At 68.8% G+C, this 15896-nt stretch carries 15 protein-coding genes; 8 read left to right on the forward strand and 7 right to left on the reverse strand.

All coding sequences use genetic code 11. The features are described 5' to 3' along the window. The first annotated feature begins 18 nt into the window (after positions 1-18). The 3 genes from BUF17_RS06690 (at position 19) to BUF17_RS06700 (ending at position 2748) form a co-directional block, all read left to right on the forward strand. Positions 19-1134 (forward strand): FecCD family ABC transporter permease, encoded by a 1116-nt coding sequence (locus BUF17_RS06690; RefSeq protein ID WP_073627242.1) that lies wholly within the window; start codon positions 19-21, stop codon positions 1132-1134. Beyond that, positions 1131-1961: a heme ABC transporter ATP-binding protein gene (locus BUF17_RS06695; RefSeq protein WP_244530789.1), complete on the forward strand. Its 831-nt coding sequence runs from the start codon at positions 1131-1133 to the stop codon at positions 1959-1961. Before BUF17_RS06690 ends, BUF17_RS06695 begins: the two co-directional genes overlap by 4 nt. A 364-nt stretch (positions 1962-2325) precedes the next feature. Continuing rightward, positions 2326-2748: an OsmC family protein gene (locus tag BUF17_RS06700; protein ID WP_073626815.1), complete on the forward strand. Its 423-nt coding sequence runs from the start codon at positions 2326-2328 to the stop codon at positions 2746-2748. Between the two features lie 9 nt (positions 2749-2757). Here BUF17_RS06700 and BUF17_RS06705 read toward each other — a convergent pair whose 3' ends face one another. Beyond that, positions 2758-3132 carry a winged helix-turn-helix transcriptional regulator gene (locus tag BUF17_RS06705; protein ID WP_073627244.1) on the reverse strand — a complete coding sequence of 125 codons (375 nt, stop codon included), beginning with the start codon at positions 3130-3132 and terminating at the stop codon, positions 2758-2760. Between the two features lie 358 nt (positions 3133-3490). Here BUF17_RS06705 and BUF17_RS06710 point away from each other — a divergent pair, with 358 nt between their 5' ends. Further along, positions 3491-4393, forward strand: a complete 903-nt coding sequence (locus BUF17_RS06710) for an SDR family oxidoreductase (RefSeq protein WP_073626817.1) — start codon at positions 3491-3493, stop codon at positions 4391-4393. A 76-nt stretch (positions 4394-4469) separates the two neighbouring features. Here BUF17_RS06710 and BUF17_RS06715 read toward each other — a convergent pair whose 3' ends face one another. Together BUF17_RS06715 and BUF17_RS06720 are read right to left on the reverse strand one after the other, a co-directional pair. Beyond that, complete coding sequence (locus BUF17_RS06715) at positions 4470-5120, reverse strand: alpha/beta hydrolase (RefSeq protein ID WP_073626819.1); 651 nt, start codon at positions 5118-5120, stop codon at positions 4470-4472. A gap of 137 nt (positions 5121-5257) precedes the next feature. Continuing rightward, positions 5258-6190 carry a ring-cleaving dioxygenase gene (locus BUF17_RS06720; RefSeq protein WP_073626821.1) on the reverse strand — a complete coding sequence of 311 codons (933 nt, stop codon included), beginning with the start codon at positions 6188-6190 and terminating at the stop codon, positions 5258-5260. 240 nt (positions 6191-6430) lie between these two features. Between BUF17_RS06720 and BUF17_RS06725 the strand changes: the two genes are divergently transcribed. Further along, positions 6431-7372: a LysR family transcriptional regulator gene (locus BUF17_RS06725; protein ID WP_073627246.1), complete on the forward strand. Its 942-nt coding sequence runs from the start codon at positions 6431-6433 to the stop codon at positions 7370-7372. A 31-nt stretch (positions 7373-7403) separates the two neighbouring features. On the opposite strand, the gene BUF17_RS22855 is transcribed toward BUF17_RS06725, so the two are convergent. From BUF17_RS22855 to BUF17_RS06740, 3 genes are all read right to left on the reverse strand, one after another. Beyond that, entirely contained in the window at positions 7404-7577 is a 174-nt protein-coding gene (locus tag BUF17_RS22855) for a hypothetical protein (protein WP_175563630.1), read from the reverse strand. A gap of 90 nt (positions 7578-7667) precedes the next feature. Beyond that, positions 7668-7952 carry a hypothetical protein gene (locus tag BUF17_RS06735; RefSeq protein ID WP_073626825.1) on the reverse strand — a complete coding sequence of 95 codons (285 nt, stop codon included), beginning with the start codon at positions 7950-7952 and terminating at the stop codon, positions 7668-7670. 95 nt (positions 7953-8047) lie between these two features. Beyond that, the gene (locus tag BUF17_RS06740) at positions 8048-8404 is read right to left on the reverse strand and encodes a hypothetical protein (protein WP_210215411.1); all 357 of its coding nucleotides are present in this window, start codon (positions 8402-8404) and stop codon (positions 8048-8050) included. 296 nt (positions 8405-8700) lie between these two features. Here BUF17_RS06740 and BUF17_RS06745 point away from each other — a divergent pair, with 296 nt between their 5' ends. The 3 genes from BUF17_RS06745 (at position 8701) to BUF17_RS06755 (ending at position 13350) form a co-directional block, all read left to right on the forward strand. Next, positions 8701-9648, forward strand: a complete 948-nt coding sequence (locus BUF17_RS06745) for a hypothetical protein (RefSeq protein ID WP_073626829.1) — start codon at positions 8701-8703, stop codon at positions 9646-9648. A gap of 224 nt (positions 9649-9872) precedes the next feature. After that, on the forward strand, positions 9873-12173 hold the full coding sequence (locus BUF17_RS06750; RefSeq protein WP_073626831.1) for an Orn/Lys/Arg family decarboxylase: 2301 nt from the start codon (positions 9873-9875) through the stop codon (positions 12171-12173). 238 nt (positions 12174-12411) lie between these two features. Beyond that, positions 12412-13350, forward strand: coding sequence for a 2-hydroxyacid dehydrogenase (locus BUF17_RS06755; protein ID WP_073626833.1), 939 nt, complete (start codon positions 12412-12414; stop codon positions 13348-13350). Between the two features lie 64 nt (positions 13351-13414). Here BUF17_RS06755 and BUF17_RS06760 read toward each other — a convergent pair whose 3' ends face one another. After that, the gene (locus BUF17_RS06760) at positions 13415-15826 is read right to left on the reverse strand and encodes a phosphoketolase family protein (protein WP_073626835.1); all 2412 of its coding nucleotides are present in this window, start codon (positions 15824-15826) and stop codon (positions 13415-13417) included. Between the last annotated feature and the right edge of the window lie 70 nt (positions 15827-15896).

Below are 15896 nucleotides of genomic sequence, written 5' to 3' on the forward strand. Positions count from 1 at the left end.
CAGGCGTCCGCCACCGCGATGGATGCGAACGGCCGTCCTGCCCGCCCGAAACCCGCCGGACGAACGGGAAGGGTGACAAGACGCGGGGATCGGTCCGGCCGCGCCCGGCTCGGCATCGCGGTCGCCGCCGCCCTGCTCGGCGTCGCGATCGTTCTGTCCGTTGCCGTCGGTCCGACGGGAATATCGCTCGACGCCCTGCCCCGCGTCCTCGCATCCCTTGTCGCGGATGGCGAAGTGGCGCCGTCGGTCGCGCGCGAGCGGCTGGTGCTTCTCGACATCCGCCTGCCGCGCACGGTGCTCGGGCTGCTCGTCGGCAGCGCCCTCGCTGTCACCGGCGCAATGATGCAGGGCCTGTTCCGCAATCCGCTTGCCGATCCCGGCCTTGTCGGCGCCTCGTCCGGCGCCGGCCTCGCCGCGGTCGCCGTGATCGCGCTCGGTGGCGGACTGCTCGCGCCGGTGGTCGGCTTCCTCGGCAACGAGGCCGTGCCGATCGCCGCCGTCGTCGGCGCGTTCGGATCGACGATGCTGCTCTATTCGCTCTCCACCCGCGAGCGGCAGACCTCGGTCGCGACGCTCCTGCTTGCCGGCGTCGCCATCGGCGCCTTCGCCGGCGCCCTGTCGGGACTGATCGTGTTCAAGGCCGACGACAGGGCTCTGCGCGACATCACCTTCTGGACCCTCGGTAGCCTCGGCGGCGCGACGTGGCCGAAGATCGCCGCGGCGCTGCCGTTCTTCATCGTCGCGGCGGTGGCCGCGCCGCTGGTGGCACGGCCGCTCAATGCGCTGCTGCTCGGCGAGGCGGAGGCCGTGCATCTCGGCGTCGCCATCGAGCGGGCGAAGAAGATCGCCATCGTTGCCGCGGCCTGCGCGGTCGGGGCGTCGGTTGCGCTGTCGGGCGTGATCGGCTTCGTCGGCATCGTGGTGCCGCATCTCGTGCGGCTTGCGACCGGGCCCGACCACCGCTGGGTGTTGCCGGGCGCGGGACTTGCCGGCGCCGCGCTCCTGCTGTTCGCCGACGCCGCGGCCCGGATCCTGGTGTCGCCGGCAGAACTGCCGATCGGCATCGTCACCGCCGCGATCGGCGCGCCGTTCTTCCTGTGGCTCCTGATGAACCGGCGGGGGGGCTTGCTGTGATCTCCGCGAACCAACCCCCGGCGATGATCGAGGCGCGCAATGTCAGCTTCCTGCGTGGCGGTCGCGCCGTGCTCGACGGCATCGACTTCGCCGCCCGACCCGGCAGCTTCACGGCCATCGTCGGCCCGAACGGCGCAGGGAAATCGACGCTCCTGAAGCAGCTCGCCGGCGAATATCGCCCCAGCGGCGGCGACGTTCTGATCGACGGCGAGCCGCTTGCCGGTCTCGCGCCCCGCCGGGCCGCCGCCAGGCGCGCCGTGCTGCCGCAGTCCTCCAGCCTGTCCTTTCCCTTCAACGTGCGCGAAATCGCGGCCCTCGGCATCACCGTTCCGGGCTTCGTCATGACCCGGGACGACGCCGAGGACATGATCGATCGCGCCCTCGACCATGTCGATCTCGGGGACAAGGCCGACCGGCTCTACGACGCGCTGTCCGGCGGCGAACGGCAGCGGGCTCAGCTCGCCCGGGTGCTGTGCCAGTCCTGGGCCGGGGAGCGATTTCACGGGCCGGGCGTGCTTCTGCTCGATGAGCCGACCGCGGCGCAGGACCTCGCCCACCAGCTCCGCGTGCTGGATGTCGCCCGCGACCATGCCGCGGCTGGGGGCACCACCGTCGTGGTGCTGCACGATCTCAACCTCGCCGCCCGCTATGCCGACGCGATGGTGGTGATCGCCGACGGCCGCAAGGCGGCGGAAGGCCCGCCGGCGGACGTGCTGACGCTCGACCTGCTGCGGACGGTGTTCGCCGTCCATCTGCCACCCTCCACGGTGCCGCCGGACGGCCGTCCCTTCGTGCTGCCGCAGATTGCCCGCCGGCTCCAGTCCTGACCGGACCGCCTTCGCCGCTTGCCGTTTCACCCGCGTGGATACCCGACAGGACGAATCTGCGCCGCCGGGGGAACCGCCTCGCCGGTCGCGCGTTCGCAGAACCGTGGCTTGACGAGTCCGGCAAGGCGGGGTGCAATCCGCGCGTGGATGCAGCCCCGGCGCGAGACGCCACCGGCACGGTTGGAGCGCTTGTGGTTCAGATCGGTTCGATCTGAACGGGATATGCTCTTGCCGGCTGCGGGAAAAAGCCGGGCTCCCACGCTGCGCCCACGGATCCGTCACCCTTGTCGTGGCGGTCCTCCCGTCGCCCGCACGAACCCGAAGTCGGGCATCTTTCCTCGAAAATCAGGACAGGACGACGAGCATGAAGAAGCACGGATCCGCCGTCTGGCAGGGCGGCATCAAGGACGGCAAGGGTGCGATCTCCACGGAAAGCGGCGCTTTGGCGAGCTACCCCTATGGCTTCGCCAGCCGCTTCGAAGGCAAGCCCGGCACCAATCCGGAAGAGCTGATCGGGGCCGCCCACGCGGGCTGCTTCACCATGGCGCTGTCTCTGATCCTGGGCGAGGCCGGCTTCAAGGCCGAGTCCATGGAGACCACCGCCGAAGTCACGCTCGACAAGGTCGATGACGGCTTCTCCATCACCGCCGTCCATCTGACCCTGCGTGCCAACGTGCCCGGCGCCGACGCCGCGACGTTCGCCGATCTCGCCGGCAAGGCGAAGGCGGGCTGCCCGGTGTCGAAGCTGCTGAAAGCCGAGATCACCCTCGACGCCGCGCTGGTCTGAGCCCACGCCTCATTCCGCGCCGCGATCGAACGCATCGCGCGCGGCGCGGATTTCGCCGTGGCGGCTTTCCGCCCAGTGCATCAGACCCACGAGCGGCTCCAGCAGCGAGCGCCCGAGCGGGGTGAGACTGTACTCGACGCTCGGCGGCGTGGTCGCGAACACCTGCCGGGCCACCAGCCCGTCGCGCTGCAGGTCGCGCAGGGTCTGCGTCAGCATGCGCTGAGAGATGTCGTCGATCTCCCGGCGAAGCTCGCCGAACCGGCGCGGCCGCTCTGCCAGGGTGACGATGATCAGCGTGCTCCATTTGTCGCTGATCTGGTCGAGCACGTCCCGCGTCGGGCAGTTGGTATAGTGGGGATATTTCTCCCGCCACCCTTCCCGCACGGACTTGACGGTGAGACGAGAGGCGAAATCGACGGCCGGCGCTACCGGGTCCGCGCGGTTTCCAGTGGTTTCGACGGCTTCGACCGGCCGCACCCCCGCCCTGCCCCGAACTCCGGATGTTCCCGCCTCGGTTTTGAGCCGGGCGGCGCCTGCGGTTCGGTTCATGGTGGTTCCCTCGAGGTAACTATCTCCCGCAAGACTGCCTTCTTTACAGGCAAGCGGCATTGATCATTTTAGCGCTACTCTCTTTTTGAGACCAGCACCGCTCCGGGAGAAAACGCTCGTGCGGCGGGCCGAACGGAGAGCATCGACATCGCCGGCCTCGATTGCCGGCTGCGCGAACCCGAGGAAGAACCATATGTCCGAAACCCAGAAGTCCGGCACCGAAACCCTGCTCGTCACCGGTGCGGGTGGAAAGCTCGGCCGGCGAGTCGTCGAGCTGCTGCTCGAACAGGGCCGCAAGGTGATTGCCGGATCGCGCTCTCCGGAGAAGCTCGCCGATCTCGCCGCGAAGGGAGCGGAGACCCGCCGCGTCGATTTCGACGACCCCGCCGTGGCCTCGGCGCTCGCCGGTGCGGACCGCCTGCTGCTCATTTCCACAGATGCCCTCGCCGAGCCGGGCCTGCGGCTGCGCCAGCACAAGGCAGCGGTCGCGGCGGCGGAAGCGGCGGGCGTGAAGCACGTCGTCTACACCTCGCTGCCGAATCCGGAACCCGGCTCGCCGGTCACCTTCGCGGGCGACCACTACGGCACCGAACAGGCGCTGGCAGCGAGCACCCTCGGCTGGACCATCCTGCGAAACACCTGGTATTCGGACAACCTCCTGCTGTCGCTCCCCCATGCGCTTGCGACCGGTCAGTGGTTCACCTCGGCCGGCGACGGGCTCGTAACCCACGTGACCCGCGAGGACTGCGCGCGGGCAGCCGCGGCGGCGCTAGCGTCCAGCGATCCGGAAAGCCGGATCTACACGATCACCGGTCCGGAGGCACTGACGACGGAGGGCATCGCTGCGCTTGCCGCCGAGGTGTTCGGCAAGCCGGTCGTGGTCATCCAGGTGTCCGACGACGACCTCGCCAAGGGGCTCGCCGGCGCCGGCTTCCCGGATTTCTTCGTTCGCGCCCTGGTATCGTTCGACGTCAACACCCGCGTCGGGCGCGCCTCGGAGGTGACCGACGCTGTCCGGCAGCTCACCGGCCGCGAACCCCAGTCGCTGCGCGCGTTCTTCGAGGCGAACAAGGCGGCCTTCCTGCCCGCCGCCTGACGTTCCCCGCCGCAAGGCACAAAAGGGCCGGCGGGAGAGATATCCCGCCGGCCCTCGTTTCATCCGCTATGGCCCGTCAGCCGGGCCGTTTGGCGAGCCAGCCGGTGGCAAGCGAGAGATCGGCCTGCGAAAGGCCGTGGCCCGCCGGCAGCGTGCGATGGTCGACCACCGCGCCTGCATTCGCCAGCATTCCGGCGAGCCGGGCGGCGTTCTCCGCCGGCACGATCGGGTCCATCGCGCCGGAGAGGAGCAGCACCGGCGTTCCCGCGAGATCGGCGACCGGTGGCTTGGCGAGGGGCACCATCGCCCTGAGCAGCACGGCCCCCGAGAGCACGCCCGGCCTCAGCAGCATCAGCGCCGCCGCGATGTTGGCGCCGTTCGAAAAGCCGACCGCCACCGGGGCGCCGAGGCCATAGGCCTCGCGAGCCTCGGTGACGAAATCCGCCAGTTCGCTGGCGCGACGGCGGACGTCGTCCTCGTCGAAAACGCCCTCGGCGAGGCGGCGGAAGAAGCGCGGCATTCCGCCTTCCAGCACCTTGCCGCGCGGGGACACCAGCGCCGATCCCGGCGAGAGCGCGCGACCCAAATCGACGAGGTCGTTCTCGTCGCCACCGGTGCCGTGAAGCAGCAGCAGCGGTGGGCGCCCGGTTTTGTCCGCGGGGAGGAAGCGGTGCACGAAGGAAAGCGTCGTGTCGGCGCCGCCGGTTCGATCAGTCCCGAGGCTCATGGCGAGTCTCCCTTTTCCGTGGGCAGCCGCCGGTAGAATGTCGACCGGTCGGCTGCGTCACTTTCATCGCGACAGGTTCGTCCGATGGGACCGACGCCGGGGTGAATCCCGGCGCCGGCAACCAGAGGCGAAACCGCTCAGGCGAGCTCCGGCAGCACCTGCTCGATGTGGCTGCGGTGCCCTTCGAGGAAGGTCGGCAGCTTCAGGGCCTGACCCAGCGTCGTCACCGGCTCGTCCACGGCAAAGCCGGGCTCGTCGGTCGCGATCTCGAACAGCACCCGGCCGGGCTCGCGGAAATAGACGGACCGGAAGTAGTTGCGGTCCTTCTGTTCCGTGGTCGCGATGCGGTGGTTCTCGCGCAGCTTGCGGACCATTTCCGCCTGGGCCGCGTCGTTGGCGGCGCGGAAGGCGATATGATGGACCGAGCCGCCGCCCATCCGCGCCGGCAGGAACCCGCCGGCCACCCGGATGTCGACGATCCCGCCTATGGCGGTGTCGCCGGCCTTGTAGCGCACCAGCGTGCCTTCGCGGGCGGCCTCGGCGAAACCGAGCACGTCCGTCAGGATCGCACCGGTCGGCGCGGAATCCTCCAGAAGCAGGCTGACGCTGTGGAAGCCGCGGATCGCATGCTCCGCCGGCACGTCGCCGTTGCTCCACGCGGGCTCCGCCTCGATGCCGGGAACGCCGACGACCGCGAGCCGCATACCGTCCGGGTCCTTGAACGAGATCACCGTCTCGCCGAACCGGCGCTCCGGCGAGCTATGGGACACGCCCTTTTCGATGAGGCGCTGGGTCCAGTATCCGATCGAGCCCTCAGGCACGCGGAACACGGTCTCCTGGGTCTCGCCGATGCCGAGACGGCCCGGCGCGACGTGATCCCACGGGAAGAAGGTGAGGATGGTTCCCGGCTGACCGGTCTCATCGCCGAAATAGAAATGATAGGTGCCGGGATCGTCGAAATTGACCGTCTTCTTCACCAGACGCAGTCCAAGCGTCCCCGTGTAGAATTTCAGGTTGCGACGCGCATTTCCGGCGATCGCAGTGACGTGGTGAATACCGTTGTGACTCATGGCGAAACCTCCGCTTGGCTGCGCAGAACCCGGGAGTATCTCCGGCCGTCTGTGCATCCCGTGTTGAACTGAGCCTAGAAATAAGCCGATCGCCGCGATTTGCCATGGCAAACTCATTGCATTCCTGCAATACAGATCCTGCAGATGCGCCATTCAACATTGCAGGCACAAACGGCCGGCCTGTCATGCCACGCAGCGCCCTCGCCGATCCGCTGGCCGGAAACAGGAATGGAGCGAAGCATGACCGAGACCTTCAAGCCGCTTGCCTGGGACGACCTACGGCTCGTCAAGGCTGTCGCGGAGGCGGGAAGCCTCCCGGCTGCTGCCGGTCGCCTCGGCCTGAACCATTCCACGGTGTTTCGCCGCCTCGGCCAGATCGAGCAGGCGCTCGGCGTGCCGCTGTTCGAGCGCCGCCGCACCGGCTACGTGCCGACGTCGGCCGGCGAGGAGATCGCGGCGCTTGCCGAGCGCGTGGACAGCGACGTTACCGGAGTCGTCCGGCGCCTAGCGGGGCGTGAGCCGGCGCCGGCCGGTGAACTGCGCGTCACCACCAACGACTCGCTGCTGATCCATCTGCTGACGCCGCTGTTCGCGCGCTTCCTCGCCACGTTTCCCGCGATCAGGCTCGACGTGGTTCTGGACAACCAGGCGCTCAACCTGTCGCGGCGCGACGCCGACGTGGCGATCCGGGCGACGGACGAGCCGCCTGACACCCTCGTCGGCCGCAGGGCGGCCCGGATCGCCTGGGCGCTCTATGGCCGGGCGAGCGACTTTCCCATGCCCGAGGCCGTGGACGAGGACATGCTGGCGAGCTGCCGCTGGGTCTCGCTCGGCGACAACATGGGATCGCTGAAGGCGGTGAAATTCGTGAAGGCGGCCATCGCGCCGGACCGGGTGGCCTACAAGGTCAACACCGTGCTCGGGCTGGCGGAGGCGGTGGAAGGCGGCATCGGCATCGGCCACCTGCCCTGCTTCATCGCCGATGTCCGGCCGTCGCTGACGCGGCTTGCGCCACCGGATCCGGCGTTCTCGGCCGATCTGTGGCTGCTCACCCACCCGGACCTGCGCCACGCGGCCCGCGTCCGCGCCCTGCTCGACTTTCTCGCCGCCGAGATCGGGGCCTTTCGGGCCGTCATCGAGGGTCGCAGTCGCGACGGCTACGGCCCGCGACCGGCGGAATGAACACGGCCGGCTGAAGCGGCTTCCGACGGGATCAGCCGGATTTCATCTTGGCGCTCAGCCAGAGGAAACCGCCGAGCACCACGATACCGGAGCCGAAACCGAGGCCCGCCCCCCAGAGGCCGCCCACAGCGCCGGCCATGATATGGCCGAGGAGCGCACCCCCGACGAGCAGGAACAGCGGGGCGAGGCATCCGATGGCGGCCATGAGCGAGGATCCCGACATGCAGCGGGCCGCCACCGCCCCCATAGGAGAGCGATGGCGGCCCGCTAAGCGGACATTATTCCCGCAACGACGTTATTTCTGCAATTGCTGCAGGCACTGCACCGCCGACATCGCCGAAGAGCGGGCATCGCCACGGCTGATGGTGCCGGCCATCGCCAGCTTCTTCGTGGCCGTGGTGACGACGGACTTGAGGTCGACGCCGGGCGTCACCTGCGGCGCGGTCGCGTCATAGATCTGGCGGGCATCGGGCGCCAGCTTCTGCGCGCACGCGCCGGCCGAGGCGGCGTCGGCGAACGCAGCGCCGGGAGCGATGATCGCGGCCACCGCCGCAGCGAGAACGACGACACGCAAGGTCATGGGAACTCTCCTGATTCTCTATAAGGAACGGCCCGCCAGCGGCGATCCGCTGGCCCGGTCGGGACAGGCGGGTGCCACAGGGCACCCTCCGCAGATCAGCGGACGCCGACGCGGTTGACCGGGCCGCCGCGATTGTACGGCTCGACACCGACGCCCGGCGCACCGACGCCGCGCGCACCGGCGCCGCCGGTGCAGCCAACCGGATAGCCGGGCCGGGTGCAGTGCACCGTGGCGCGGGCCGCAGGCGCTCCGCCCTTGCATCCCGCAGGATAGCCGGGCGCCGTGCAGTGGACGGCGGCGCGCGCCGCAGGCGCGGCAGGCCGCACCACGCAGCCCGCGGGGTAGCCGGGGCCGGTGCAATACACCACCGCGGCGCTCGGGCCCGCGCTCACCAGCACCGCCCCGAAGGAGGTCGCCGCGAGGCCGAAGATCGCGAAGGCAGTGCTCGCCAGCCGCGCAGCCGTCAGGCGCCGCGCTCGCAAGCCGGGAATTCCCCGTGCACCGGAGTCCCGATTTTTGGTCCAGATTGCCATGTGTCCCTCGACTGTGATCGGAATTGGCATCTATCGGCGCTCGAGCGGCCTGTTTCGGCTGTTACGGCTGCGGCGAGGCCGTTACAATGGCGAACATTGATCGAATCCGGAGCTGCCCCTGGTGCAGGCCCGGTTCGGTGCCAGCCCGTCGTCCGGGTCCCGCGCAGGAACGCCGGGGCGACCGGATAACGGTAGTACAGGGCCGCCATCACTCTATGACGACTCCCAACAGCGCTGCCGCCCCAACCGTCGACACCCCGCTCTTTCCGACGATCGAAGCCCGGAAGCTGCGGTTCCGCGCCGATCCCGGCTTCGATCAGGCGATGCGGGCCGGCGCCACCACTCTCGTCAATCAATTCCGCGGTTCTTGGCTTCTCAACCGCATCCTCAACGATCGTGGCCGGTTCCTGCTGTCCATTCTCGTACTCCACCTGCATTTCGAGTGGAAGCTCGACAACAGCAAGGTCGGGCTGACGACGGGGCGCCTCAAGGCGCTGTGCACGGAACAGAACATCTGCAGCCCGGGACGCGCCGGGGCGGTGCTCGCCACCATGCAGCTCCTCGGTCTCGTCGAGCCGCGGCCGACGCCGGACAAGCGCATCAAGGCTCTGTCGGCAACCGACCGGCTCGTGTCGATCCACCGCGACCGCTGGCGGAAACTGTTCACCGCGATCCGCCCCCTCGTGCCGAACGCCGACACGACCATCGCCCTGATCGACGACGACGCGTTCCTGGCCGCCTTCGTGGGCGCGACGGTGGAGCGGTTTCTCGCCGGTTTCCGCGTGCTCGATGCAGCCCCGACGCTGTGGGCGTTCGCGGAACGTGATTCGGGCGTGATGATCGCGGTCTCGCTGGTCCTGTCGGTCCCGCCCCAGGACGGCTCGGCCGAGGCGGCTGCGGCGCGCGTCGAATCCGGCGGCATCCGCGCCGGCATCAGCATCGCCGCCCTCGCCCAACGCTTTTCGGTCTCGCGCAGCCACGTCCTCGGGGTTCTGCGCGCCGGCGAGGAAGCCGGGCTGATCGCGCGGGGATCAGCCGCGGGGTCGATCGTGCTTCAGCCGCTTCTGATCGAGGCGATCAGCGATTTCTTCGCCAACGCGTTCGCCATTCTCACCGACAGCCTGGCGACCGCGCTCGTCGCCACCGGCCACGAAGCCGATTGACGTTTCGGCCTCCCCGATCCCCGTTCACAGGACAGCCGGCGCGCCGGGACAACCCGGGCGTTGTGGTGGATCGGATCTGCACGGGGCTTGCTCCCGTGGGCTCTCTTGGCTTGTTGAACGACTGTCACGACACCGATGCAAATCGGGGCTATCCGCCGGGAACCACATGGAAACGCCCGCCGGCCCGCGAACGGCCGCGACGGACCTGACGAGGGCAGGACAAGATGCTCGGCCGCACCATCAAGCTGCACAAGCCGAAGGTTCTGATCGTCGACGACACGCTCGCGATGCCGTCGAGCGTCGGCGGGCGGGCGGTCCGCGCCCTTTCCGAGGAGCTGGAAAGCCGCGGCATCGAAGTCGTTGAAGCCGTGACCTACCAGGATGGGCGCGCCGCCATCGTGTCGGACCCGTCGCTCGACGCCATCCTGCTCGACTGGACGCGCGAGCGCGAGGAGGGCCTGAGCGAGGAGGACGGCATGGACCTCCTGCGCACCATCCGCGCCCGCAACGCCGAAATCCCCGTCATCCTGATGGAGGACCGCACCAGCGGCGAGGATCTCACCGTCGAGGTGATGCAGCTCGCCAACGAATATGTCTGGATGCTGGAAGACACCACGTCCTTCATCGCCGGGCGCATCATGGCGGCGGTGAAGCGCTATCGTGAGGACCTGCTGCCGCCCTTCACCAAGGCGCTGCTCGACTATGCCGACACCGCCGAATATTCCTGGGCCGCGCCGGGTCACCAGGGCGGCGTCGCCTTCACCAAGACGCCCTCAGGCCGGGCGTTCTTCGATTTCTTCGGCGAGAACATCTTCCGCACGGACACCGGCATCGAGCGCGAGCAGCTCGGCTCGCTGATGGACCATTCCGGCCCGATCGGCGAGGCCGAGCAATATGCCGCCCGCGTGTTCGGCGCCCACCTCAGCTATTCCGGCCTGACGGGCACCTCGGGCTCGAACCGCGCCATCATGGGCGCGCTGGTCGCCGACAACGAGTTCGCCCTGTGCGACCGCAACTGCCACAAGTCGATCGAACAGGGGCTGATCCAGTCGGGCGGCATTCCGCTGTTCTTCGTGCCGACCCGCAACCGCTACGGCATCATCGGCCCGATCCCGCCTGAACAGCTGGAACCGGAGACCATCGCGGAGCGGCTCGCCGCCCATCCCCTGCGCCATCTCGCGAGCGACGACGATCCCGTCTATGCCGTCGTCACCAACTGCACCTATGACGGCCTCTGCTACGACGCCGCCGGAGTCGAGAGGCGGCTCGACGGCATCGTGGACCGCATCCACTTCGACGAAGCGTGGTTCGGCTATGCCCGCTTCAACCCGCTCTACGACAACCGCTATGCCATGCGCGGCGATCCCGCCGACCACCCGGCCGACGGGCCGACGGTGTTCGCCACCCACTCGACCCACAAGCTGCTCGCCGCCCTGTCGCAGGCCTCCTACATCCACGTCCGCAACGGCCGCGACCCGATCGAGCACACCCGCTTCAACGAAGCCTACATGGCACAGACGACCACCTCGCCGCTCTACGCCCTGATCGCCTCCAACGAGATCGGCGCGGCGATGATGGACGGGCCGAGCGGGCACGCGCTGACCCACGAGGTCATTCTCGAAGCCATCGCCTTCCGGCAGGCGCTGGCCCGCGCCCACCGTGCGTTCGAGGCCCGCGGCGACTGGTTCTTCCGGCCCTGGAACGCACCGACCGTCCGCGGCGAAGACGGCACCGTTGTGCCGTTCGAGGAGGCTCCGCCGGAATTCCTCGCCACCGATGCCGAGGCGTGGATCCTGCACCCCGGCGATGCCTGGCACGGTTTCGACGGCCTGCCGGACGGCTGGTGCATGCTCGACCCCATCAAGGCCGGCATCCTCACCCCCGGCATGGGCGACGACGGCGAGTTCGAGGAGACCGGCATCCCGGCGGAGGTGCTGAGCGCCTATCTGCACAATTACGGCATCATTCCCTCGCGTACGACGGACTTCATGGTGCTGTGCCTGTTCTCGTTCGGCATCACCAAGGGCAAGTGGGGCACGCTGATGTCGACGCTGCTCGACTTCAAGCTCGACTATGACGGGAACAAGCCGCTGAAGCAGACCCTGCCGCACATCGTCGCCGAGGCGCCGAAGCGTTATGCCGGCATGGGGCTGAAGGATCTCTGCGATGAGATGTTCGCGCACATGCGCGCGACGCGGATCGACCGCCGCCAGGCACTGGCGTTCTCCACCCTGCCCGAGCCCCGGATGCCGCCCCGGCGCGCCTCAGCGCGGCTGATGGCCGGCAAGGCGGAGCTGCTGCCGATCGACGCCCTCGCCGACCGGGTGGCCGGCGTCGGCGTCATCCCCTATCCGCCCGGAATCCCCATCATCATGCCGGGCGAGAGCTTCGGCCCGGCGGACGGACCGTGGCTGTCCTATCTGCGCGCCCTCGAAAGCTGGGGCCGCGCCTTTCCGGGTTTCGCGAAGGAACTGGAAGGTTCCGTGGTCGAGGACGGCAATTACCGCGTCTGGTGCCTGTCCTGATCCCAATCGGGCGCCCGCCGTCCGCAGCGATCCACCAAGCCGGGGAGGCGCCAGAACGATGAACGCGCCCCCCTTCGCAAGACGGCAATCCATTGTAAGGTGTGCGCCCTTCCGGTTTCCGGAGAATTCCGGACGGAAGGCTCGCGGCGCCGCGTTATGGCGCCGGATTTGAGAGCGCATCGACCGGGCGACGAACCCGTGCGGTCGCGCCAGACGCCCGTCACGGAGTTCGTCCCGGATGCCTGCCGATATCCTCCTTCTGTCGACGCTGCTGCCCGCCCAGGAGCGCGCGCTCGAACAGCGCTTCACGGTTCATCGCCCCGCCGGCAACGGCGAAAAGGCCGCCTTTCAGCGCGATGTCGCACCCCGCATCCGCGGCGTGGTCACCGGCGGCAGCACCGGCATCGGCAACGACCTCGTCGCACAGCTTCCCGCGCTCGAGATCGTGGCTATCAACGGCGTCGGCTTCGACAAGGTCGATCTCGACCTCGCGCGCGCCCGCGGCTACCGCGTCACCAACACCCCGGACGTGCTGACCGACGACGTCGCCGACCTCGCGGTCGCGCTGATGCTGATGCTGTCGCGCCGGCTCGTTTCCGCCGATCGCTTCGTGCGCGCCGGCCGGTGGCTGAACGGCGAATTCCCGCTTGCGACCCGCGCCTCCGGGCGCCGCTACGGCATCCTCGGCCTTGGCCGGATCGGCCGCGCCATCGCCGCCCGGCTCGAGGGCTTCGGCGGCGAGATCGCCTATTGCACCCGCACGCCTGTTTCAGATGTGCCCTATGCCTATCACCCCACCGTCACCGAACTGGCGGCTGCCTCCGACGTCCTGATCGTCGCCGCCAACGCATCGCCGTCCACCCGCCACATCGTCGATGCGGCGGTGCTCGATGCCCTCGGCCCGACGGGCGCGCTGGTCAACATCGCGCGCGGCTCCCTCGTGGACGAGCATGCCCTGATCGACGCCCTCATCGAGGGGCGCATCGCCGGCGCCGGGCTCGACGTGTTCGAGGCCGAGCCCAAGGTTCCCCAGGCACTGATCAATCTCTCCAACGTGGTGCTCGCGCCGCATGTCGGCAGTGCGACGGCGGAAACCCGTGGCGCCATGGGCGACCTCGTGCTCGCCAATCTCGACGCCCACTTCGCCGGCGAGCCGCTGCCGACCCCGGTGGTATGATCCGGCGGGAGAAGCGCCGGGGACGGGAGAGTTCGTTCTCTCCCGCCTTTTCACGCCATCCCGCTCAGCTCTGCCCGGCGCCGTAGGGCCAGACCCAGTTCGAGATGTCCGGCATGTCCTCGCCGGTCGCGCGGATATAGTCGTGGTGCTCGATCAGCCGGTCACGGAAGCGCTGGCGCACCGGCGCCGCCCGGACGGCCAGGCCCGGCACGCTGTCGATCGCATGCATGGCGAGGTGGAACCGGTCGAGCCCGTTCATCACCACCATGTCGAACGGCGTCGTGGTGGTGCCTTCCTCGCGATAGCCGTGGACATGGAAGTTGCGGTGATTGTGCCGGCGGTAGGTCAGCCGGTGGATCAGCTGCGGATAGCCGTGATAGGCGAAGATCACCGGCTTGTCGGTGGTGAACAGCCCGTCGAAGGTTGCTTCCGCCAGTCCGTGGGGATGCTCGCTCGGCGACTGCAGCGTCATCAGGTCGACGACATTGACGAACCGGATGCGCAGTTCCGGCAGTTCCTCGCGCAGCAGCGAGACGGCGGCGAGCGCCTCCAACGTCGGCACGTCGCCGGCCGCGGCGAACACCACGTCGGGCTCATGGCCGTGGTCGTTGCTAGCCCAGTCCCAGATGCCGATGCCGGCGTCGCAATGGCGCGCCGCCTCGTCGATGGTCAGCCACTGCAGTTCCGGCTGCTTGCCGGCGACGACCACGTTGATGCGGTCCCACGTCCGCAGGATGTGGTCGGTGACCCAGAGCATGGAGTTGGCGTCCGGCGGGAAATAGACCCGCACGATGTCGGCCTTCTTGTTGACCATGTGGTCGACGAAGCCCGGATCCTGGTGCGAGAAGCCGTTGTGGTCCTGCCGCCAGACGTGGGAGGTGAGCAGGTAGTTGAGCGAGGCGACCGGCCGCCGCCATGTCAGGTCGCGCGTCACCTTCAGCCACTTGGCGTGCTGGTTCACCATGGCGTCGATGATGTGGATGAACGCCTCGTAGCACGAGAACAGCCCGTGGCGCCCTGTCAGCAGATAGCCTTCGAGCCAGCCCTGGCAGAGGTGCTCGCTCAGGATCTCCATCACCCGGCCATCGCGCGAGAGGTGGACGTCCTCGGGGATGGTGTCCTCCAGCCAGACGCGGTCGGTCACCTCGAACACCGCGTCGAGGCGGTTCGAGGCGGTCTCGTCGGGCCCCATCAGGCGGAAATTGCGGGCGTCGGCGTTGAGGCGGAACACCTCGCGCAGGTAGGCGCCCATCGCCCGCGTCGCTTCCCCGACGGTGCGGCCGGGCGCCGGCACGTCGACGGCGAGCGCGCGGAAATCGGGCAGGCGCAGCGGCCGCTTCAGCACGCCGCCGTTGGTGTGCGGATTGGCGCTCATGCGCCGCGGACCTTCCGGCGCGATGGCGGCGAGTTCGGGCGCCAGCCGGCCGGCATCGTCGAACAGATCCTCGGGCCGGTAGCTGCGCAGCCAGCCTTCCAGAACCTCCAGATGGGCGGGATTGCCGGCGAGGCCGGAGAGCGGCACCTGGTGGGAGCGCCAGAAGTCCTCCGTCTTCTTGCCGTCCACGGTCTTCGGGCCGGTCCAGCCTTTGGGGCTGCGCAGGATGATCATTGGCCAGCGCGGCCGCTCGTTCACGCCCTCGTCGCGCGCCCTGGCGCGGATCGTCCGGATTTCGTCGAGCGCCTGATCGAGCGCCGCGGCCATCTTGCGGTGCATGTCCGCCGGCTCATGGCCTTCGACGAACAGCGGATGGTAGCCGTAGCCGGTGAACAGCGCTTCGACCTCGTCATCGCGCATCCGGCCGAGGACCGTCGGATTGGCGATCTTGTAGCCGTTGAGGTGCAGGATCGGCAGTACCGTGCCGTCGGTAACCGGATTGAGGAACTTGTTCGAGTGCCAGGAGGCAGCGAGTGGCCCGGTCTCCGCCTCGCCATCGCCGACGACGCAGGCGACGATCAGGTCGGGATTGTCGAAGGCGGCGCCGTAGGCATGGGCGACGGCATAGCCGAGCTCGCCGCCTTCGTGGATCGAGCCCGGCGTTTCCGGGGCGGCGTGGGACGGGATGCCGCCGGGGAACGAGAACTGGCGGAACAGCACCCGCATGCCGTCCTCGTCCTCCGTCACCCGCGGATAGGTCTCGGTGTAGGTGCCTTCGAGATAGGCGTTCGCCACCACCGCCGGGCCGCCGTGACCGGGGCCGCAGATGAAGATCATGTCGAGATCGTCGCGGCGGATGACACGGTTGAGGTGGACATACATGAAGTTCAGGCCGGGAGTGGTACCCCAGTGCCCGAGAAGCCGCGGCTTGACGTGCTTGATATCGAGCGGTTCGCGCAAGAGCGGATTGTCGAGCAGGTAGATCTGGCCGACCGAAAGATAGTTTGCCGCGCGCCAGTAACGGTCGATCAGCGCCAGTTCCGCATCGTCGAGCGTCGATCCGTCAGCGGCGGACGCCGCGGTGTGCGTCTGGACGTTCATGAAAGTCTCCCTGCTGCGCCGATGATGATTGTCTCGACCGCGGTGAGAACGCGCGGGCCCCGCTACTAAA

It is taken from the genome of Pseudoxanthobacter soli DSM 19599 (assembly GCF_900148505.1).
Lineage (GTDB): Bacteria > Pseudomonadota > Alphaproteobacteria > Rhizobiales > Segnochrobactraceae > Pseudoxanthobacter > Pseudoxanthobacter soli.